General features: G+C 71.8%; 16 protein-coding genes and 1 riboswitch. Of the genes, 3 read left to right on the forward strand and 13 right to left on the reverse strand.

The genetic code is table 11. From position 1 onward, the window contains the following. Positions 1-147: 147 nt before the first annotated feature. From ACQP2O_RS42820 to ACQP2O_RS42850, 7 genes are all read right to left on the reverse strand, one after another. Positions 148-1161: a 2-hydroxyacid dehydrogenase gene (locus ACQP2O_RS42820; RefSeq protein ID WP_433174946.1), complete on the reverse strand. Its 1014-nt coding sequence runs from the start codon at positions 1159-1161 to the stop codon at positions 148-150. Next, a complete protein-coding gene (locus tag ACQP2O_RS42825) occupies positions 1158-1784 on the reverse strand; it encodes a histidine phosphatase family protein (protein WP_433174947.1) in 627 nt (208 codons plus the stop codon). The genes ACQP2O_RS42820 and ACQP2O_RS42825 overlap by 4 nt, the downstream gene beginning before the upstream one ends. Further along, on the reverse strand, positions 1781-3403 hold the full coding sequence (locus ACQP2O_RS42830; RefSeq protein ID WP_433174948.1) for an FGGY-family carbohydrate kinase: 1623 nt from the start codon (positions 3401-3403) through the stop codon (positions 1781-1783). The genes ACQP2O_RS42825 and ACQP2O_RS42830 overlap by 4 nt, the downstream gene beginning before the upstream one ends. Then, entirely contained in the window at positions 3400-4890 is a 1491-nt protein-coding gene (locus tag ACQP2O_RS42835; protein ID WP_433174949.1) for an FGGY family carbohydrate kinase, read from the reverse strand. The genes ACQP2O_RS42830 and ACQP2O_RS42835 overlap by 4 nt, the downstream gene beginning before the upstream one ends. Before the next feature lie 30 nt (positions 4891-4920). Continuing rightward, the gene (locus tag ACQP2O_RS42840; RefSeq protein ID WP_433174950.1) at positions 4921-6165 is read right to left on the reverse strand and encodes a sugar ABC transporter permease; all 1245 of its coding nucleotides are present in this window, start codon (positions 6163-6165) and stop codon (positions 4921-4923) included. Then, positions 6158-7006, reverse strand: a complete 849-nt coding sequence (locus ACQP2O_RS42845; protein WP_433174951.1) for an ATP-binding cassette domain-containing protein — start codon at positions 7004-7006, stop codon at positions 6158-6160. The genes ACQP2O_RS42840 and ACQP2O_RS42845 overlap by 8 nt, the downstream gene beginning before the upstream one ends. A 66-nt stretch (positions 7007-7072) precedes the next feature. After that, a complete protein-coding gene (locus ACQP2O_RS42850; protein ID WP_360898660.1) occupies positions 7073-8155 on the reverse strand; it encodes a substrate-binding domain-containing protein in 1083 nt (360 codons plus the stop codon). A 265-nt stretch (positions 8156-8420) separates the two neighbouring features. On the opposite strand from ACQP2O_RS42850, the gene ACQP2O_RS42855 reads away from it, so the two are divergent. Next, positions 8421-9242: a DeoR/GlpR family DNA-binding transcription regulator gene (locus ACQP2O_RS42855; RefSeq protein ID WP_433174952.1), complete on the forward strand. Its 822-nt coding sequence runs from the start codon at positions 8421-8423 to the stop codon at positions 9240-9242. 31 nt (positions 9243-9273) lie between these two features. Here ACQP2O_RS42855 and ACQP2O_RS42860 read toward each other — a convergent pair whose 3' ends face one another. From ACQP2O_RS42860 to ACQP2O_RS42885, 6 genes are all read right to left on the reverse strand, one after another. Then, on the reverse strand, positions 9274-10086 hold the full coding sequence (locus tag ACQP2O_RS42860) for a transporter substrate-binding domain-containing protein (protein WP_433174953.1): 813 nt from the start codon (positions 10084-10086) through the stop codon (positions 9274-9276). A gap of 126 nt (positions 10087-10212) precedes the next feature. Then, a complete protein-coding gene (locus ACQP2O_RS42865; RefSeq protein WP_433174954.1) occupies positions 10213-11268 on the reverse strand; it encodes a cellulose binding domain-containing protein in 1056 nt (351 codons plus the stop codon). 70 nt (positions 11269-11338) lie between these two features. Beyond that, positions 11339-13120, reverse strand: a complete 1782-nt coding sequence (locus ACQP2O_RS42870) for a cellulase family glycosylhydrolase (protein WP_433174955.1) — start codon at positions 13118-13120, stop codon at positions 11339-11341. A 338-nt stretch (positions 13121-13458) separates the two neighbouring features. Then, entirely contained in the window at positions 13459-14004 is a 546-nt protein-coding gene (locus tag ACQP2O_RS42875) for a CHAP domain-containing protein (protein ID WP_433174956.1), read from the reverse strand. 192 nt (positions 14005-14196) lie between these two features. Beyond that, a riboswitch (cyclic di-AMP (ydaO/yuaA leader) is annotated at positions 14197-14342 on the reverse strand. A 420-nt stretch (positions 14343-14762) separates the two neighbouring features. After that, a complete protein-coding gene (locus ACQP2O_RS42880) occupies positions 14763-17549 on the reverse strand; it encodes a LuxR C-terminal-related transcriptional regulator (RefSeq protein ID WP_433174957.1) in 2787 nt (928 codons plus the stop codon). A gap of 92 nt (positions 17550-17641) precedes the next feature. After that, the gene (locus tag ACQP2O_RS42885) at positions 17642-18421 is read right to left on the reverse strand and encodes an SDR family NAD(P)-dependent oxidoreductase (protein WP_433174959.1); all 780 of its coding nucleotides are present in this window, start codon (positions 18419-18421) and stop codon (positions 17642-17644) included. Positions 18422-18602: 181 nt separating this feature from the next. On the opposite strand from ACQP2O_RS42885, the gene ACQP2O_RS42890 reads away from it, so the two are divergent. After that, positions 18603-18935, forward strand: coding sequence for an ArsR/SmtB family transcription factor (locus ACQP2O_RS42890; protein WP_433174960.1), 333 nt, complete (start codon positions 18603-18605; stop codon positions 18933-18935). Between the two features lie 87 nt (positions 18936-19022). Then, entirely contained in the window at positions 19023-19931 is a 909-nt protein-coding gene (locus tag ACQP2O_RS42895) for a TIGR03620 family F420-dependent LLM class oxidoreductase (RefSeq protein WP_433174961.1), read from the forward strand. The last annotated feature ends 93 nt before the right edge of the window (positions 19932-20024 follow it).

Here is a 20024-nt window from a genome sequence, read left to right on the forward strand (position 1 = left end):
ACATCAGAACTGCCCGCATGGTGTTCCTATCGGGTCGCGTAGCCGCTAATGATGCTCCTCTCGGTACGAACGAGATCGTCGGGGCGGGTGGACCGACGACACGGCTGACCCGCCGGGACCATAGACGCGCCCGCCACAGTCGGCCGGTCAAGCCTTCGCGGCGTGGGCCAGGGGCTCGCCTCGCAGGTAGCGGCCGACGTCCTCGGCGAGGATGCGGGCGGCGTTGGCGGCGGTCTGGCGGCTGGCGCCGGCCAGGTGTGGCGTCAGCACGATGCCCGGCGTGGACAGCAGCCGCGAACCCGCGGGGATCGGCTCCTCGGGGAAGACGTCGAACGCGGCGCCGAACAGGTGTCCCCCGTCGATCGCGTCGCAGACGGCCTCGTAGTCCAGCAGCGCGCCGCGTGCGCAGTTGACGATGATCGCGCCGGGCGGCATGGCGGCGATCTCCGGTGCGCCGATCATCCCGGTGGTCTCCGGGGTGACGCGGGCGTGCAGCGTGACGACCTCCGCGCGGGACAGGAGTTCTTTCAGGGAGACCAGTTCGCCGACCGCGGTCTCGGTCAGGTACGGGTCGTGGATGAGCACCTGCGCACCGAGGGCGTCCAGCATCTGGGCGACGCGGTTGCCGACCGCGCCGCCGCCCACCAGGCCTACCGTGCTGCCGTCCAGTTCGATGCCGACCTCGTCGTACCGGTAGTAGTCGCTGCGCCAGCGGCCGGCGGTCAGGTCGGCGTGGGTCTGGGGGATGCGGCGCGCGGCGGCGAGGATCATGCCGAGGGTGTGCTCGGCGGTGGCACCGGCGTTGCGGCCGGGCGCGTAGCAGACGGTCACGCCGTGCTCGGCCGCCGCATCGAGGTTCGCGTTGACCGGTCCGCCACGGCCGATCCCGATCAGTTTGAGCCGCGGGCACGCCTCGATGACCCGGCGGGTCAGCGGTGCCATCTGGGTGAGGCAGATCTCGGCGTCGCCCAGTGCCTCGATCAGCTGGTCCTCGGTGCCGGACGCCTCGTCGACCTCGGCGACCCGGCCGAACGGCACCAGCGGCCAGTCGAGGGTGACCTCGGCGAACTCCAGGTCGCCCGGGGCCTGCGCCCGTACGGCGTCGATGAGGAGCCGGTTGAGGACGAAGTGGTCTCCGGCCGCGAGCAGGCGGGTGGTCATGTGGTGAGCTCCTGGATGCTCTCGATTGGCGTGTTGAACTCCAGCAAGGCGGTCTCCTCGCGGCTCATGCGGATCTCGGTCAGCGCGCAGTTGCGCACGGACGGGAAGACCCGCCGGTAGTCGCGAAGCGGGACCCCGATCAGCTCGCACAGCGCGAGCCGTATCGCGGTGGTGTGCGCGACGACCAGGACCCGGTCGCCGGGATACCGGTCGACGAGGTCGTACAGGCATCCGGTGAACCGGCGTACCGCATCGGTGGGGTCCTCGCCGCCGGGAAGGTGGTCGGCGACCGGGTCGGCGCGGAACGCCTGTAGTGCCTCGGGGAACCGTTCGTGCATCTCGGCGCGGGTCAGCCCCTCGGCCTGGCCGAAGTCGAGTTCGCGCAGCCGCTCGTCGACGTTCAGGGGTACGCCGATGGCGTCGGCGCAGGGGGCCGCGGTGAGTTGCGCCCGGGTCAGTGTGGAGGTCCACACCGCGGCGAACCCCGCCTTTCCGGCCCAGGCGGCGAGCTGCCGTGCCTGTTCCAGGCCGCGCTCGGTCAGGGAGACGTCACTGATGCCCGCGTAGCGGTTCTCCGCGTGCCACTCGGTCTCTCCATGGCGGACGAGGACGAACTGGGTCATCGTGGCATTCCTTCCTGAGTCGGCGCGGCCCCTCCGGACGTGGCCCCTCCGGACGTGGCCCCTCCAGACGTGGCCCCTCCAGACGTGGCCCCTCCAGACGTGGCCCCTCCAGACGTGGCCCCTCCAGACGTGGCCCCTCCAGACGCTGCCCCTCCGGGCGCCGTCCGCGTGCGTGCGTGTGCGGCCGTGGGCGCGGGCAGCCAGCCGCGCTGCTCCAGCTCCCCCACCAGGCGCAGATACCCGTCGTCGAACCGGCCGGCGTTCGGGCCCGGGTCGATCGTGTCGCGGACCGCGACCATCTCGGCCGCGACCTCGGCGACGCGGCGGCCGGGTGAGGCGGCCAGGACGGCGGCGCCGAGCGCGGGCTCGGGGTTGGCCGGCACGATCACCGGCCGCCCGAGGACGTCGGCGCGCAGCCGGCACCAGTACGCGCTGCGCGCGGCGCCGCCGGTGAGGGTGATGTCGCCGCCGGTGGGCGCGCCCAGCAGGTCGAGGTGGTCGAAGCACAGGCGTTCGACGTACGCGACGCCCTGTAGGACGGCGGCGTAGTCGTCGGCCTCGTCGCCGGTGCCGCCGAGCAGGAAGCCGCGGGCGTCCGGCGCCGCGAACGGGAACCGCTCTCCCTCGGAGACCAGCGGGTACGCCAGGGCGCGCGCGGGCTCGTGTCCCGCCGCGAGGCGGTCCAGCGCGGCCAGGTCGCGGCCGGCGAAGTCGCGGGCGAGCACGCCGGCGCCGGTGCTCGACGCGCCGCCGGGCAGCCATTCGCCGTCCGGCGCGCGGTGCGAGTACACCGCGCCGTACGGGTCGCGCACGAGCTCGGTGGAGACGCCCTTCAGCACGAGCGTGGTCCCGAGCACGGAGTTCCACGAGCCGACGGTCAACCGCCCGGCGCCGAGCTGCGCGGCACAGCCGTCGGTCGTCCCGGCGATGATCGGGGTGCCCGCGGGGATGCCGGTGACCTCGGCCGCGGCCGCGCACACCGTGCCGATCGGGGTGCCCGGACGGACGAGTTCCGGCAGCGTGCCGGGCGGTACCCCCAGCGCGTCCAGGACGTCCGCCGGCCAGGCCTCCTCGATCAGGTGCGCACCGGTCTTCAGCGCGTTGCTCAGGTCGGTGGGGACGGCGTGGCCGGCCAGCCGCCGGTTGACGAAGTCGACCTGGTGGGCGAGGCGGGCGGGTCCGTCGTGCCGGTCCAGCAGCCACAGCAGTTTCGGGAGGGCCCACGCCGGCTGCATCCGCCGGTACCCCAGTTCCTCCCACACCGCCGCGCCGGCCTCGTCGGCCCGGCGGGCCTCCTCGGTGGCGCGCGTGTCGTCGTACATCAGGCCCGGGGTCAGCGGCGTCCCGTCGTCGTCGGTCAGGAGGATCGTCCCGGACGTGCCGTCGACGGCGACGGCACGCACCGCGCCGGGCGGTACGCCCTGGAGCGCCTGGCCGCAGGCCGCCGCGGTGGCCCGCCACCACTGCTCCGGGTCCTGCTCGTGGCGGCCCACCTCGCGCCGTCCGGTCAGCGGCTCCGCGCCGGACCCGACGATCCGGCCGGAGGCCGTCGCGGCGACGACCCGTACGCTCTGGGTGCCCAGGTCGATGCCGAGCCACACCTCGTCGTGGCCGTTCACGCCGCTCCGCCGCGCAGGGTCGCGAGGGTCGGCCAGGCCACCGCGGTGGCGCCGCGCACCTCGAGGAACGCCTCGTACAGGCGGGCGTACCGCTCGACGTTGCCGGGGTCCGGTGCGAAGACGTCGCCGGGCCGGATGAACGCGTCGGCCGCCTCGCGCTCGCCGGCGGCCCGGCCGGTCGCCACGGCCCCGACGATGAACGCGCCGCGCGCGCCCGCCTCGGCGTCCGCGGTGCGTACCACGGGGACGCCGGTCGCGTCGGCCAGCATCCGCAGCCAGGCCGCGCTGGCGGATCCGCCGCCGCTCACCCGAAGTTCGACGGGCCGTGCCCCGGACGCGGTCAGACAGTCGCGGATCACCAGGCAGAGCCCTTCCAGGACGGCGCGGGCCAGATGCTCGCGGTCGTGGTCGACGGACAGCCCATGGAACGATCCACGCGCGCGGGGATCCAGGAACGGCGCCCGCTCCCCCGCCGGTGACAGGTAGGGCAGGAAGAGCAGCCCGTCGGCGCCCGGCGAACATTGCTCGGCGAGCCGCGACAGCGCGGCCGGGTCGTCACCGAGGTCCAGCATGCGGCAGGCCCAGTCGATCACCTGTCCGCCGGCGAGCGTCGGGAAGGCCCGCAGGTAACGCCGGTCGAGCGCCACGGTGAGGCCGGACGGGTCGCCGTCGAGCCCGGGTTCGTCCAGCACGATCTCGGTGCACAGCGTGGTGCCGAGGATGGTGCACGCCTGACCGGCGTCGACCGCGCCGACGCCGATCGCCGTGGTCGCGATGTCGTACGGGGCGAGGACCACGGGCGTGCCCTCGGGCAGGCCGAGCTCCTCCGCGGCGGACGCGGTCAGCCCTCCGACGCGCCGGCCGTCGCCGCGCAACTCGGGCAGCAGCGGCCGGGCCCACTCCATCCCGTACAGGGCGAGGAGCTCGTCGGAGTAGCGGCGTTCGCGGATGTCCATGAACGGCGCCGAGCCGTCCGACAGGTCCGCGACCGTCTCCCCGGTGAGACGCAGGAAGACCCAGCCTCCGCAGGTCAGGGTGGCGGCCGAGCGCGCGAGCCGGTCCGGGTCGTGCGCACGGAGCCAGCTGAGGATCGCGTTGGGCAGGCCCGCGAAGGTCAGCGACCCGTTGCGGCGGAACGCGCGCTCGAGGACCCCGTCGCGCGCCCAGCGCTCGACGATCGCCCCGGCCCGTCCGTCGTTCCACAGGATCGCGGGCCCGGTCGGCGCCCCCGCCGCGTCGACCAGCCAGGACCCGTCGCCCTGCGCGGTCAGGGCCAGGTGGGTCACCGGTGTGTCCAGGCGTTCGAGCACCCGCCGGATGCCGCGGACGACCGCCTGCCAGACCTCGGCCGGGTCCTGCTCGGCGTGGCCGTGCGCGGGGTTCCGCACGGTGGTGTTCTGGCGTTCCACCGTCAGTTCGGTGCCGTCGTCGCCGTAGCCGACCGCTTTGATCATCGTGGTGCCCGCGTCGACGCAGACCACCGCCATGGCTACTTCCTTCCTGGTCTCATCATGTCGTCAGGCGCGGCCGTGGGAGGCACGTGAGCGCCGGGCCACCGCGTCCAGCGCCACCGCGAGCAGCAGCACCGCTCCGGTGACCATGTAGCGGAAGGAGGAGTCGAGGTTGAGCAGGGTGAGGCCGCTGGAGATGGACTGGATGACCACGATGCCCAGCAGCGCCGCGAACGCGTTGCCGCGCCCGCCGAACAGGCTCGTGCCGCCGATCACCGCGGCGGCGATGGCGTTGAGGTTCACGTCGCCGCCGCCCGTGCTCTGGTTCGCCGCGGCGAGGCGGGCCGCGGCCAGCACGCCGCCGATCGCCGCGAGCGTGGTGCACAGGACGAACATCGAGGTGTACACCGCCTTGACGTTGATGCCGGCCCGGCGGGCCGCCTCGACGTTGCCGCCCACCGCGTAGATCGACTTGCCGAACTTGGTGCGCGCCAGCACGTAGTGCGTCGCCAGCACCAGCGCCAGGAACAGCACGAACATCCAGCCCACGCCTCGGGTCTGGCCGAGGTACCCCACCGCCGCCCCGAGGCCCACCAGCAGCACGACGCTCCGCAGCAGCAGACCGCGCAGCGACGCGGCGGGCAACCCGGCGCGCCGCCGCGCCCCGGCCCGCAGGTATCCGGTGGCGAACAGCCAGCCCGCCGCGACGACCGCCAGCGCGTACGACAGCCACTGCGGCAGGAAGTCGAGCTGGGCGAAGGTGACGAGCCCGGAGTCGTACGGCAGGTTGATCGCGCCCTTGCTGCCGAGCACCCACAGCTGCACGCCGAGGAAGCCGAGCAGGCCCGCGAGGGTGATGACGAAGCTCGGCACGCCGAGGCGGTTGAACACCTGCGCGTAGAGCCAGCCGATGACGGCGGCGGTCACCACCGCGGCGGGCACGGCCAGCCAGGGCGACAGGCCCTGATCGACGAACAGGATGGCGGTGAGGGCCGCCGCCAGCCCGCTCAGCGAGCCGACCGAGAGATCGATCTGCCCGACCAGCAGCATCAGTCCCACGCCGAGCGCGATGACGCCGACCGGCGCGCACTCGAGGGTCAGGTTGACCAGGTTGGTGCTGGACAGGAAGACGCTGTTGAGGGACTGCATCACCGTCCAGATCACCACCAGGCCCGCCACGACCGGCAGGACGCCGAGGTCGCCGCCGCGGAAGCGGGAGGCCAGCGCGCGCAGCCCGCCGGGTTCCTCCGGCTCGTACGGCTCCGGTTGTTCGGGCTCGGCGAGCGGTGGCGCGGTGCCCAGGTCACTCATGGTCGGCCCCTTCCTTGGCGCCCGCGGACACGGTGCCCTCCTCGGCGGGCGCCGACGCGGCGCGGCGCGCCCGCCTCCGGCGCCGGGTGACGGCGTTGTCGGCGGCCCCGGTGATCGCGGTGACGATCTGCTCGGTCGACGCCTCGAGCGCGTCGAAGACCCCGTTGTTGCGGCCGAGGCGCAGCACGGCCACCGTGTCGGCGACCGACAACACGTCGTCCATGTTGTGGCTGATCATGATCACTCCGTGGCCGCCCTCGCGCAGCCGGTCGATCAGGTTGAGGACCTCGGCGGTCTGGGCGACGCCGAGTGCCGCGGTGGGCTCGTCGAGGATGACGATCTTCGGGTCGCCGAGGAGGGACCGGGCGATCGCGACGGTCTGCCGCTGGCCGCCCGACAGCGCGGCGACCGGGACCGACAGCTTCGGGATCTTCGCCGACAACCGACGGAGCAGCTCGCGGGAGCGGACCTCCATGGCGACGTCGTCCAGGCGCAGCGCGCGCAGCTCCCGGCCGAGGAAGAGGTTCTCGATCACGTTGAGGTTCTCGCAGAGCGCCAGGTCCTGGAAGACGGTGGCGATGCCGAGCTGCTGCGCCGCCGCCGGGCTGGGGACCGTGACGGTGCGCGAGTCGAACGCGATGGTGCCCGCGTCGGGCTGGTGGACCCCGGACAGCACCTTGACCAGGGTGGACTTTCCGGCGCCGTTGTCGCCGACGACGGCGACGACCTCACCCGCCGAGACGTCGAGGTCGACGTCCGTCAGGGCGGCGACGGCACCGAAGGTCTTGCTGATGCCCCGCAGCGACAGCAGCGGGCTCGCTTGGGAAGGCGATGAGGACATGCTGATCCTTCGTCGATCCGGCCGAAGCCGCCGGCTCCGGTCGGGTGGACCGGAGCCGGCGGACCGTCACTTGATGCCGAGCTTCGCGCAGGCCGCCGCGTACGTCGGGGTGCAGACGTCGGAGACCTTGAGGGCGCCGCCGGGGCCGAGCAGGACCTGGCCGATGTTCTGCTGGGTCACCACGGTCGGGGTGAACAGCTGGGACGGCGTGTTGAACAGCGTGGTCTGTCCCGCGGGCGGCTTGCCCTGCAGGAACTGGTTCGCCACGGTGGCCGCGGCCTCCGCCACGATCTTGATCGGCTTGGAGATGGTGTTGTACTGATCGCCGGCGATGATCCGCTGCGCGGCGGCGAGCTCGGCGTCGTTCCCGGTCACCGGGGGCACGGGCGCGGCGGCCGCCTTGAACGCGGCGATGGCACCGCCGCCGGTGCCGTCGTTGGCCGCGACGACGCCGGCGATCTGCCCCTTGCCGAACTTGCTGATCTGCCCGCTGACCCAGTCCTGTGCCTTGGCCGGCTCCCAGTTGGGCGTGTCGTACTCGGCGAGCAGTTTCAGCCCGCTGGGGTCGACGGCGCTGTGGATGCCCTTCTTGATCAGACCGGCGGCGGCGTCCGTCGGCGATCCGTTGACCTCGAGGATCCCGCCCTTGGCCTTGGTCTGCTTGAGGTGGTCGACCAGGGACTGGGCGATCGACGCGCCGATCTTCTGGTTGTCGAACGACACGTAGTAGTCGGCCTTGATGGCCGGAATCGGCCGGTCGTAGGCGATCACCGCGACCTTCTGCGCCTGCGCGGTCCGCACGATCGAGGCCGCCGCCGTGGAGTCCACCGGGTCGATGACGATGGCCTTGACGCCCTGGGCCAGTACCGAGCTGGCCTGCTGTTGCTGCTTGGAAGCGTCGGCGCCGGCGTTCTGGTACAGCACCGTGCATCCCGGGCACAGCTGCTTCATCTTGGCCTTGAACAGCGGAGCGTCGTACAGCTCGTACCGGGTCGAGGCAATGTCCGGCATGAGGAAGGCGACCTTGGCGTTCTTCGCGTCGCCGGAGCCGCCGGCTCCGGCTCCGCCGGAGTTCTTCGCGCAGGCCGTGGCGGCGGTGAGCAGGGTGAGGGCGGCCGTGGCCGCGGCGACTGTCCTGGTGCGGAACATTGTCACGTTCTCCTCCGGGAGTTCGGGGGCGAGGAGGCAGGGCGGCCCGCGCGAACCGCCTGTTCAGGTGACGAACGAAACACCCGACGCCCGAACCATGTCAAGTATCTGAGAGATTTTAACGCCGAATCGCGTTAACCAGCGCGATTCAAAGCAGCCCGTCAGTACTGATAGTGCCGTTGGTGTCGTGTTTTGCATGTTCGCACCGACGGTCGGGCGTGTGTTACGTTCACATCGACATCACATCGGGGGTCGAGGAGCGCAGGTGGCAGAGGATGCGACGGCACCGGCCGCGAGCGACGCCGAGGGCGCGCGGGACCGGCGGGAGAAGATCCGCAGGCGCGTCGCGGACGAAGGGTTCGTGCACGTCAAGAGCCTCGCCGAGACGTACGACGTGAGCGTCATGACCATCCACCGCGACCTGGACGCGCTGCAGAGCGAGGGCTGGCTGCGCAAGATCCGTGGCGGCGCCACCGCGCAGCCGTCCCCGGCCTACCACGGCGACGTGCGCCATCGCCTGGAGGCGATGGCCGAGGCCAAACGGCAGCTCGCCCAGGCGACGGTCGGCCTCGTCTCCCCCGGCGCGGCGATCATGATCGACGAGAGCACCACCGGCCTGGCCATCGCCGAGCTGCTGCCGGCGCGGGGACCGCTCACCGTGATCACGAACTTCCTGGCCGCGGTGAACCTGCTGGCCGACAAGCCGGGCATCGACCTCATCGCCCTCGGCGGCGCGTACTACCCGGCCTACGACGCCTTCCTCGGCCTGCGCACCAGCGAGGCCATCCGGTCACTGCACGCCGACGTCCTGTTCATGTCGACGACGGCGATCACCAACGGCCACTGCTACCACCAGTCACAGGAGACGGTGGCGGTGAAGCGGGCGCTGATGGACTCCGCCGACCGTCGCGTCCTGCTGGTCGACCACAGCAAGTTCGCCAAGAACGGGCTGCACCAGCTCGCCCCGCTGACCGCCTTCGACCTGGTCGTCGTCGACTCCGAAACCCCCCAGGACGAGCTGGCCACGCTGCGCGCCCGCGGCGTCCCCCTGCACATCGCCGGCTCCGGCACGTCCCCGCCCTGGTAGGCCCCAGGGCGAGGCACGCGCCGGGTTCACGTCACTGCCAGGCGGCGGCGAAGTGCGCGTAGGTGCCGTCGTTGGTCGTGAGGTGGACCCACTGGTCGACGTACTGCTTGAACTCCTCGTCGCCCCGCGGCAACAGGTAGGCCTTCTCGGCGAAGGTGAACGGCTTGTCGGGGTTGAGGGCGCACAGCTCGGGGTGGAGCTTCGCCTCGTACTTCGTCTCACTCCCGTCCGTGATCATGACGTCGGCCCGACCGGCCACGATCTCGCCGAAGATGGTGTTGTTGTCGGCGTGCTTGATGATCGTGGCCTTCTTGATGTTCGCCGTGACGAACTGCTCATTGGTGCCGCCCGGGTTGACGATCACCCGGACCCCGGGCCGGTCGATGCCCTCCAGGGTCTGGTACTCGTCCTTGTCGGCGCAGCGGGCGATCGCGGCCTTGCCGTCGGTGAGGTACGGCGTGCTGAAGTACGCCTTCTGGGCCCTCGGCAGGGTCACGGAGACGCCGCCCATGCTCATGTCGCACTTGCGCGCGGCGAGGTCGTCGACGATCTTCGCCCACGTGGTGGGCACGAAGCCGACCTTCACCCCCAGGCTGCTCGCCAGATTCTTCGCCATGTCGATGTCGATGCCGCTGTACGTGTTCGTCTTCGGGTCCAGGTAGCTGAACGGCCGGTAGTCACCGGTGGTGCACACCCGCAGCACACCGCGCCGGGGCACCGCGTCCAGCAGGGTGCGGGCGCCGTTCGGCGCGGCGGAGCCGGCCTGCGCGGTGGTGAAGACGGCGCAGCCGACGGCGGTGACGAGAGCGAGGGCCAGGGCGGAGAGTGTGGTGGTACGCCGCACGGATCGTTCCTGCTTCCGAAGTGGGGACGGGGCACCGAGCCGCGCGTCCGCACCACGTCGTGCCGGGCACGCAATTCGGGCAGATCATCATCACACGGAAGCACCGCGTGCACCGAGAGTCGGATCCTAGCCATCGAATGTGCACGTCACCTGCGGTGGCGCGTTGGTGGTGTTGTTCCAGCCGGCGGTGAAACCGAATGTGGTCGACGCGCCGGCCGGCAGGTCGCCGTTGTAGGCCGCGTTGTGCGCCGTGACGGCGGCACCGTTCTGGGTGAGGACGGTGTTCCACGACTGGCTGATCTGCTGCCCGTCGGCGAAGGAGAAGGTGGCCGTCCACCCGGTGGAGGCGGCCGAGGAGTCGTTCTTCACCGTGACCTCGCCCTGGAAGCCGCCGCTCCACTGGGAGACCACCCGGTAGGTGGCGGTACAGCGGGAATCGGTCGGCGGAGGGGACGAGGGCGGCGGGGCCGCGCCCAGCGCCTGGGCGAGCGGTGGGTACCAGCGGTCGGCCATCTTCTGGAAGCCCGTGTCGTTCGGGTGCACGCCGTCGCCGGTGTCCGTGGCCGCGTCGAAGCCGGTCCACTGGTCCACGGCCACGATGGGCGACTGCGCGGTCGTGAGGCCCGCGGCCCAGCCGGGGATCGCTTTGTCGAGCGCCACCACACCGGCCGCGCAGGTGGAGCACCCGGACGGGTTCATCGGGATGATCTGCGCCACGAGGATCTTCATGTTCGGGTTGTTCGCCCGCATCTGGCCGACCAGCTTCGTGTACGCGGCGAGGATCTTGTCGGTGGGGATGGTGCCGCCCCACATGTCGTTGGTGCCCAGGTGCATGAGGACGATGTCGGGCTTGGCCGCGTCCAGCCACGGCGGCAGCTGGTTCTGGTCGGCGATGCCGGTGGCGGCGTAGCCGCCATGGCCCTCGTTGTCCCCGTCGTAGGAGTACCCGTAGTTGCAGCCGCCGTCGGGGACGCTGCCGACGAAGTCGATGTTCGTGTATCCGGCCGTCTGCAGGTGGTGCCAGAGCATCGCGCGCCAGCAGCCGGGCCCGGCGGTGATGGAGTCGCCGAGCGGCATGATCCGGACGGACGTCGTCGCCGATCGCGCGGGCAGGGCGAGGCAGAGGGCGAGCGCCACGAGGAGCGCGGCGAGCAGGGCGTACAGGTCGAATCTGCGAAGCATGGGTGGCTCCCGGGCGTGTTCTCCGCGAACCGGGCCGGGCCCGCCAGGTGACGGGCCCGGCCGCGAGGTTCTACGACAGCGGGTTCTGGGTGAGCAGGTGGGCCTTGAAACCCTCGCCGTACGTGCTGGTGGGGGTACCGCTGTAGTCGTTGATGAGGACGTTGCCCTGGCTGCAGCCCCACGCGTTCCAGGTCCAGGCGGTGTACCCGATGCCGTGCGCGTCCGCCCACGCCATCACCTGGTCGATGTAGTCGTGGGCGCAGGAGTTCTGGCCGATCTCACCGGCCTGCACCGGCACCTTCGCGGCGACGGGGGCGACCTGGCTGTCCCAGCAGGAGGTGTTGGAGCAGGTGTTGAAGTTGTAGGTGTGCCAGGCGGCCATCAGGTTGCCGGTCGAGTCCGTCGGCTTGTAGGTCAGCCACTGGCTCAGGTCGTTGGACCAGGCGACGCCTCCGAGCATGATCACGTTGGTCGCGCCGGTGGCGCGCACCGTGTTGACCAGCGACTGCATGCCGGCCACCTGGTAGCCGATGCCGGTGCAGGTGCCGCCGTCCCGCCAGCAGGTCCAGGCGGCGGTCGCGTCCCAGTTCGCGGCGGCGTCCGGGTAGGGCTCGTTGAACAGGTCGAAGACGACCGCGTTGTTCCCCTTGAAGGCGTTCGCGACGCCGGTCCAGAACGTCGGCCCGTACTGCGCGTCGGGCATCGGCTTCTGGCAGGTCGCGGTGGTGTCCGAGCAGCCCGCGCCCTGACCCGTGTACTGACCGTGGTTCCAGTGCATCTCGACGATCGGCGTGATGCCGCCCGCGACCAGCAGGTTCACGTAGTCCTTGACGTTCTGCTGGTACGTGGCGCCGTTGGGCGTGCCGTCGGTGCCGTTCCAGCACTCCTCGTTAAGCGGGATCCGGACCGCGTGGATGTTCCAGGCCTTCATCGCGTCGACCGAGGCCTGGTCCACCGGACCGCTGTCCCACATGCCCTTGCCCTGCACGCACGCGAACTCGCCGCTGGACCGGTTGACGCCCAGCAGGCGGTACGTGGCGCCGGTCGAGGTGAGGAGGTGGTTGCCGGAGACGTGCAGCGCGGGTGCCGGTCCTCCGGTGCCGCCGCCGTCGTTGTCGGCCTCGGTGGCGTTGACCGTGACCGACGTCAGGCCGCTGGACGCCACGGTGATCGGCCGGGTGCCGTTCGTGCTGTCGGGGTCCTCGGCGGCACCGAGCTTCACGGTCTGCGGGGTGTTCCAGTCGGACGTGGTGAAGGTCAGGGTCGCGCCGCTCACCACGGTGATGTCGCCGTCACCGGTGCCCGCGGTGCTGGTGACCGTCACGTCGCCGGACGGCTGAGCGTTCAGGCGGACCGTGTAGCCGGCCGTCCCGCCCTCGGGCACGCTCACGCTCGTCGGGGAGACCACCAGGGCCTGCTGCGTTCCTCCGGAACCGGGGCCGGCGCACGAGACGCTCGGAGCGCTGTTGGCGCCGGTGTAGGTGCCGTTGAAGCCGACGGTCCAGGTCGCCCCGGCGCCCTGGGCGGCGTTGTACGAGGTCGGGGTGACGGTGATGGCCCCACCCGCCGGGGTGGGCACCGCCGGAGAGGGCACGCCGCCCCACATCTGGGTGATCACCTGGTTGTCGGGAAAGTCGAAGCTCAGCGTCCAGCCGGTGAGCGGATCACCGGTGTTGGTCACCGTGATGTTCGCGCCGAACGCGCTCCCGTTGTCCCAGCTCTTGGCGTACGTGGCAGAACACGAGACTGCGGCGTGGGCGGCGGTCTGGATCGTGGCGAGCCCCAATCCGGCGAGCAGTACCGCGACCGCGGCCAGCACGGCTCTGCACCATGAGCTCCGGTGGATCGGCATGGGCGTTCTCCCTGGCGAAAGGCGGCGAAGCGGCACCCGGTCCTGCTCCGGCGTTTGCGGGCGCTGGCAACGATCACCCGCCCCCGATCGCATCGCAAGAGCACCCCGGCCTCCGGACGCGCAGACGCACGCCGACCTGGGACAGGACCGGGAACGCGGCTGAAACTTTCAGCCGCGCGTGCCGCGGCCACCGGCTCCTCCGGACGACTCACGCCCGGCGAGCGAGCGCGGGGGTCTCCTCGAGACCGAACAAGATCACCGAACACCGGGACGGTGGCAGCATGCGTCGACGCCGGGCCCTCTGGGGGCCCGACGCCGACGCGGGGGGACAGCGGTCGTCAGCCGTACTGGGGGTAGCCGTAGCCGACGACCTGATCGGTGCTTCGGGTGCGGATACGCACGGCGTTGTCGGTGTTGCCCTCGACGGTCTGGATGGTGCCGTTGTGGTTGTCCTTGATGACCAGGCCGACGTGGTCGATGCCGTCGATGCCGCCGCCGCTCCAGGAGAAGAACACCACCGCGCCCGGTTTAGGAGCGCTGCCCCAGCGGCCCTGCTGCTTGAACCAGCGGGCGTGCTCCGGGGTGAAGGCGTCGCCGCCGATTCCCTTGATGCCCGCCTGAGCGCCGACCCAGGTGACGAACATGTCGCACCAGCTCGCGTCGGCATAGTCGCTGATCGCCCCGCCGTCTCGCTGGACGCCTCTCTTGGCGAACGGCGTGGACATGAACCACTGGTTGTACTTGGTGCCCCCGGCGGCGGTCTCCGTGGTGCCGACCTGGGAGACGGCCAGCTTCAGCGCGTCGGCGGCGGTGGGCACCTTCTGCACCTTGGGCTCGTCCTTGGGCCTGGCGTCCAGTCCCCTGCCGGGGATGGGCCACTGCACGGGCCGGCTTGCCGGGGGGAACGGGACCGCGGCGTGGTCAGGAAGAGAAACGGCGGATGACGCCTCGGCCGGTCCGGCCGAGGTCAAAATGATCGCGGCGGCACCGGCCGTTGCGACGCCGGCGAAGGCTGGAATGAAACGGAATGCGGATGGCGTTTTCTCGGGTCGGGGGACACAGGGCATGGGGGAACTCCTTGGCTTCCATGCCGCTTACCGGGTTAGCTGACGGGTTCGGGCGTGGAAGCTGCCCTACGGCACAAGGGGGGCGTGCCGATTCACCCCGGGACTTCTGGTGGGTCCCCGGTTCCGCGGGGGTGCGGATTCAGCGGGTCGCCCGCAGGGCGGGCGGCGTCAAAAGAGGGTTGGGGAATGGCCGCCATTGTGATGGCGGCGTAGGGGGTTGTGTAATTTTGAATATGAGCCAGATCGGCCGAATTCGCCCCGGACAATGCGTTTTCGCAAACGCACCCTTGCCCGGGCCGACGGATTGACCATCACCAGCGGATATGCGGGCGACGCGTACGAGCGCCGCAAGAGTTATAGGAACATAGCAGGACAAAACACGCAGACGGCACCAGGCTTTTGTGTGATCTGGGTCACTCAACCGCCGAGACCGGTGCCGCTTAGCCTCTCAGAACACAACTCATGAGGATGCAGTGTCCTCTATTGAATTGTGGGATCAGAAAGGCCAATTTTCACAATGATGCGGATGTGACGGGAGAGGTCGCATGCCATCCGAGGGGCGTCCCCGCCGGGGATCAGTCGCCGGCCTCCAGCGCGAGCCGGGTCAGCTGGACCCGGGAGGTCACATCCAGCTTCCGGAAGATGTGACGCAGGTGGAAGGCGACCGTGTGCGCGCTCATGAACAGCTGGTCGGCGACCTCGCGGTTGGTCAGGCCCTGGGCGACGAGCTCGGCGACACGGCGTTCGGTGTCGGTGAGGCTGGCCCAGCCGGAGACCGGCCGGTCGGCCCGGCTCCAGTGCCGGCGCCGGATGCCCAGCCGCCTGAGCCGGCGGCGGACCCGAGCGGCGTCGCGGATCGCGCCGAGTGCCGAATAGGCCGCCAGCGCGGCGTCCAGGCCGGCGATGGCCTCCCCGCGTGTCCCGGGGCCGTCCGCCGCGAGCAGGCTTCCCAGATCCTCCGCCGCCGAGGCGCCGGCCCACGGGTCGACGTGTTGCTCGGCGGCGCGTCGCAGAGCGACCCGATCACGGTCGAGCAGGCCGCGTGCGTGCGTCGCGGTGACACCGACGCTGGAGAAGACGGGGTGGTCGGCGGCCAGCCGGTCCATCGCCGAGACCACCCTCTCGGCGTGGGCCCGGTCGCCGAGGGCGAGCGCCGTCCGTACGAGCCACGGTGCCGCGGTCGGCTCGCCGACCAAGGTCCAGCAGTTCGCCGTGGCCTCGTCGCAGAGCCGTACGACGGCCTCCTCCGCCGACGCGGGCCCGTCGCGGGCGGCGGCGACCTGCGCCCGCACGAGATGGAACCCGGCCTCCGCGCGCGGCGATCCGTACTGGGACAGGGCGGGCCGCTCCGCCTCGGCGTACCGCCACGCCGCGCTCAGATCGCCGGCCCGCAGCGTCGCCGCGACCAGCACCGCCAGCGCGGACGAGGTCAGCAGGTGCGGTCCCAGGTCGCGCGTGCTCGCCAGGGCGGCCTCGGCCTCGGCGACGGCCTCGGGGAACCGGCCCGCGGCCAGGTCGAGGCGGGCGCGGATGACGCCGGGCGCCGCCGCCCAGGCCAGGTTCCCAATCGTTTCGGCGTCCTCCCCCGCGGTCCCCATCACCGCGCGGGCCTCGTCCAGCCGGCGAACGTCGGTCAACAGCATCGCCAGGATCATCCGGGGGTGCAGGCGGCGCGCCTCCGCGGACCTCGCCCGGCGTACGGCCTCACGGGCGAGGCCCAGTCCGTCGGTCAGCCGCCCCGCACCCCAGTCGGACAGGGCCAGCCGGATCAGCGCCCCGGTGATCAGCGCGTCGCCGTGCCCGGCCGCGGCCGACACGATCCGATCCGCGTGGGCGCGCACGCCCGCGTCGTCGCCCGCCCCGGCCAGCGCGTCGAGCAGGACCAGTTCGGCTTCGTCCCGGAGTTCGCGGGGGACGCCCGGCCGGCCGAGGACGGCGGTCGCCTCGGCCGCGGCCTCGGCCGCCCGCCCTCGGAGGTACAGGAGCTCGGCGCGCAGACAGTGCAGCCGGAGGTACGAGGCGGGCGGCAACGGCCGGGTGAACAGCGAGTCCACGAGCTCCGCGGCCTCTTCGAGCCGGCCCACCGCGGTGAGGGCGTGGATCGCCGTCAGCGCCCGGGCGGGCCAGGCGGGCTCCCGGGGGTCGGTCAGCCGGAGGGCGTGCGTGGCGAGCGCCGCCGCCGCGCGCGGGGAGGCGGGGATCACCTCGGCCACCGCCCGGTCGAGTGCGGTCAGCGCCCGGGCGTCGCCCGCCCGGATGCCCCGAATGAGGTGGGAGGCGGCGGGGAGCGCGGCCGTCCTGCCCCGCGTGAGCAGGAGGTCCCCGATCTGCCGGTGCAGCGCCCGCCGGACCGGCGCGGGCACGGTGAGGGCGGTGACCCGCCACACCAGGTCGTTGCGGAAGCAGAGCTCGTCCGGTCCGGCGGCGAGGAGCCCTCGGGAGAACGCCTCGTCGATCCAGGGCAGGAGGGCGGCCGGCGTGGTCCCCAGCAGCTCGGCCGCGTCCTCCGGAGCGAACGACCGGCCGATGATCGCGGCGACGCTCAGCAGCTGACGTGTCGCCGGGCCGACCGCGTCGAGACGACGCCTGACGTCGTCCTCGACCCGGCCGGGGAGCCGTACGGCCACGAGCCGGGCGTGCCCGTCGACGGTCCGGACGGACCCCTCGGCCAGCAACCCGGACAGCAGTTCGGTGACCAACGCGGGGTCGCCGCCCGCCTCGCCGGCGAGGCGCAGAACGTCCGCGTCGGGATCGCTTCCCAGCACGTCCGTCGCGACCTGCCGCACGGCGGCGTCGTCGAGCGGGCCGATCGTGAACCGGACGGCGCCGTCCCGCTCGAGCCGGTCGAACAGGCGGCCGGCGTCCGTCGCGTGATCCGTCGTCCGGCGGGTCAGCAGCCACACCACGCGAACGGCGGCGAGCCGCCGCGAGAGGGTCTGAATCGCCGTCAGCGCCGCCGGATCCGCCCATTGCAGGTCGTCGAGGCCCACCATGACCGGACCGGCGCCGGCGCGTTCCACCAGCGCGGACCCGAGCCTCTCGACGATCCACGGCCGCTCACGCGCCCACCGGACCGGCCCTTCACCGTCGCAGCCGCCGAGCGCGGAGAGCAACGGCTCGAAGCACGTCGGCGGTCCGAACTCCCGCCCTTCCCCGACGAGCGTCGAGTACCCGCGCTCCGCCGCCGCCCGCGCCGCCACCGCGAGCAGGAGGCTCTTCCCCGTCCCCGCCTCCCCGTCGACGAGGAGAACGCCGGACCGGCCGGCGCGGAGGAGGTTCGTAACTGCGTTCCACACGTGCTCGCGGCCCCGCATCACCTTCCCATCGGCGGCCGCCTCCACGCGCGACGGCACAGTCGCCATGCAAATCAGCGTGCTTCGCGGTCACGACAGGAGTCAACAACTCGCCCTTAAAGGACCCAGGCCGGGGCGGGCCGCCGACGCGGAGAGGGAGGTCAGTAGCCGCTCGCCGCCGGGGCGTTCTGGGCGGCGTCCACCGGGATGTTCGCGCCGTTGACGGCCCTGGCGTGGTCCGAGAGCAGGAACGCCACCACCTCCGCGACGTCCTCGCCGCTCGGCAGCGCCCCGCCGGGGAACTCGCCCAGGAAGCGTTCGTAGCGCTCGGGTTCACGCTGCCGGAACTCGTCCCACCCGCCGCCGGGGATCAGCATCGAACCCGGACTGACCGTGTTCACCCGGATCCGGTCCGTGGCCAGCTCCCGGGCCAGCGTGCTCGCCATGTAGATCTCCGCCGCCTTGCTCGCCCCGTACTGGGTGTTGCGGCTCGGCTTCCATCCGGAGATCGACGACACGATGACCACGTCGCCCCGCCCACGCGCCCGCATGTGCGGCACACAGGCCCGGATCGCGTGCGCCGAGTGCCCGACGTTCAGCTCGAAGGTCCTCGTCCACTCCTCGGGCGTCGAGTCCATCAGCCCGCCGCCGAACGCGTCCCCCGCGTTGGTCACGAGCCCGTCGAGACCGCCCAGCGCCTCCGCGGCCGCGTCGACGAAGGCCCCGAGCTCATCCGGCACGGTGACGTCGCACGAGCGCGCGAACACCCGGACCCCGTACTCGGTCTCGATCTCACGCGCCGTCGCCGCCAGCGTCTCGGCGTTCCGGGCGCACAGCGCCACCGAACACCCCTCCGCCGCGAGCCGGCGCGCCACGATCCGGCCGAACCCCTTGCTGCCGCCGGTCACCACGACCGCGCGGTCCCCCAGCCCGAAAGTCACTTGCGCCTCCCTCGCCTCACCGCCCCAGGAGGCGGCCGTTCACATCCGGCAGACATGATCTCGTGATCGCCCCGATCCCGGTGCGCCGGGCCGTCCGACCGGCCGGATCCCGGCGCACCGGTCGGCCGGCCGCCATATCGACTTCCCGCGAAACGTCGATAGAGCCCTATACTCCGCGTCTATGGCGGATGCTGCGGTCTCCCCGGATCCCGACCTGATCCGCGCGTTGCGGGCGCTGTCGAACCCGATGCGACTGCAGCTGCTGGCATGGCTGCGCGAGCCCGATCGCCACTTCTCGCGGGAGGAGGCGATCGCCGACCCGGCCGAGGTGGGGGTGTGCGTCAGCCACATCCAGGCCAAGGCGGGGCTGGCCCAGTCGACGGTGTCGGCGTACCTGGCCGAGCTGGAGCGGGCCGGCCTGGTCCGGTCGACGCGCGTGGGCAAGTGGACCCACTACAAGCGCGACGAAGAGCGCATCGCACGGCTCGTCGCCGACCTCGGGCGCACCCTCTAGACCCGCGACGCCGTACGGCGTCAGGCCGCACAGATTTGGCGCTCATATCGTAATTCTGCGATACTTCGATGCGTTCTGATCGATGATGTGCCGAAGGAGAGTGCGATGGGCGGCGTCGACGGCCTGGATCTCGGGCGGTTCGGGATCTACACGTTCGACTTCGAGCACCAGCCGGCCGCGCGGATGCGCGAGTCGATCCAGGAGCTCGAGGAGCAGGGATGGCAGGCGTTCTGGTTCCCCGAGCTCCTCGGGCGGGAGGCGCTCACACACGCGGCCTTCCTGCTCTCCCGCACCGAACGGATGCGCGTCGTCAACGGCATCGCCCAGATCTGGTCGCGCGGAGCCCGGTGGACGTACGGCGCCGCCCACCTGCTCGCCGACGCGTACCCCGGCCGGCACGTGCTCGGCCTCGGCTTCGGCGGCGCGCGACCAGGGGTCAAACCCCTGGCCGCCATGAGGGAGTACCTCGACGAGATGGACGCGGTCGAGACGCCCAACCCCGCCCCAAAGGTCCCGATCCGCCGCATCCTGGCCGCGTACGGGCCCAAGATGCTCGAGCTCGCCCGCGACCGCGCCGCGGGCGCCCAGACCTACCACGTCAACGCGGCGCACACCGCGCAGGCCCGGGAGATCCTCGGACCGGACGCGTTCCTGGCGGTCGAGCACGCGGTGCTGTTCGAGTCCGACCCGGGCAAGGCCCGCGCGATCGCCCGCGAGCACCTGCACCTCTACCTGACCACCCCGTACAACGTCGCGAAGTTCCGCCGGCTGGGCTACTCGGAGGAGGAGATCACCGGTGGCGGCAGCGACCGCATCGTCGACGACCTCGTCTTCTGGGGCGACGTGGACACCATCGCCGAGAAGCTCCACGCCCACATCGAGGCCGGCGCCGACCATGTCGCCGTGCAGGTGATCGGGCTCGAGCCGGGCCGGTCCGCGATGCCGCAGTGGCGGATGCTCGGCGACGCGCTCCTGCCCCGGGGCGGCGGCGCCTGATCCACGGAGCGCTTACCGCCGGGGGCGAATGCGCTGGCGCGACGGTCACTCTCGGATACCTGATGGACACTATCCGTCGATCGCCAATACTGT

It is taken from the genome of Actinoallomurus sp. CA-150999 (assembly GCF_050942425.1).
Classification (GTDB): Bacteria; Actinomycetota; Actinomycetes; order Streptosporangiales; family Streptosporangiaceae; genus Actinoallomurus.

What these genes read in the sequence shown, in the direction of transcription:
- ACQP2O_RS42850 (WP_360898660.1), bottom strand. Translation starts at nt 8,155, where the DNA reads ATGTTCCGCACCAGGACAGTCGCCGCGGCCACGGCCGCCCTCACCCTG.
- ACQP2O_RS42890 (WP_433174960.1), top strand. Translation starts at nt 18,603, where the DNA reads ATGGCGGATGCTGCGGTCTCCCCGGATCCCGACCTGATCCGCGCGTTG.
- ACQP2O_RS42840 (WP_433174950.1), bottom strand. Translation starts at nt 6,165, where the DNA reads ATGAGTGACCTGGGCACCGCGCCACCGCTCGCCGAGCCCGAACAACCG.
- ACQP2O_RS42820 (WP_433174946.1), bottom strand. Translation starts at nt 1,161, where the DNA reads ATGACCACCCGCCTGCTCGCGGCCGGAGACCACTTCGTCCTCAACCGG.
- ACQP2O_RS42835 (WP_433174949.1), bottom strand. Translation starts at nt 4,890, where the DNA reads ATGGCGGTGGTCTGCGTCGACGCGGGCACCACGATGATCAAAGCGGTC.
- ACQP2O_RS42845 (WP_433174951.1), bottom strand. Translation starts at nt 7,006, where the DNA reads ATGTCCTCATCGCCTTCCCAAGCGAGCCCGCTGCTGTCGCTGCGGGGC.
- ACQP2O_RS42865 (WP_433174954.1), bottom strand. Translation starts at nt 11,268, where the DNA reads ATGCTTCGCAGATTCGACCTGTACGCCCTGCTCGCCGCGCTCCTCGTG.
- ACQP2O_RS42870 (WP_433174955.1), bottom strand. Translation starts at nt 13,120, where the DNA reads ATGCCGATCCACCGGAGCTCATGGTGCAGAGCCGTGCTGGCCGCGGTC.
- ACQP2O_RS42825 (WP_433174947.1), bottom strand. Translation starts at nt 1,784, where the DNA reads ATGACCCAGTTCGTCCTCGTCCGCCATGGAGAGACCGAGTGGCACGCG.
- ACQP2O_RS42880 (WP_433174957.1), bottom strand. Translation starts at nt 17,549, where the DNA reads ATGGCGACTGTGCCGTCGCGCGTGGAGGCGGCCGCCGATGGGAAGGTG.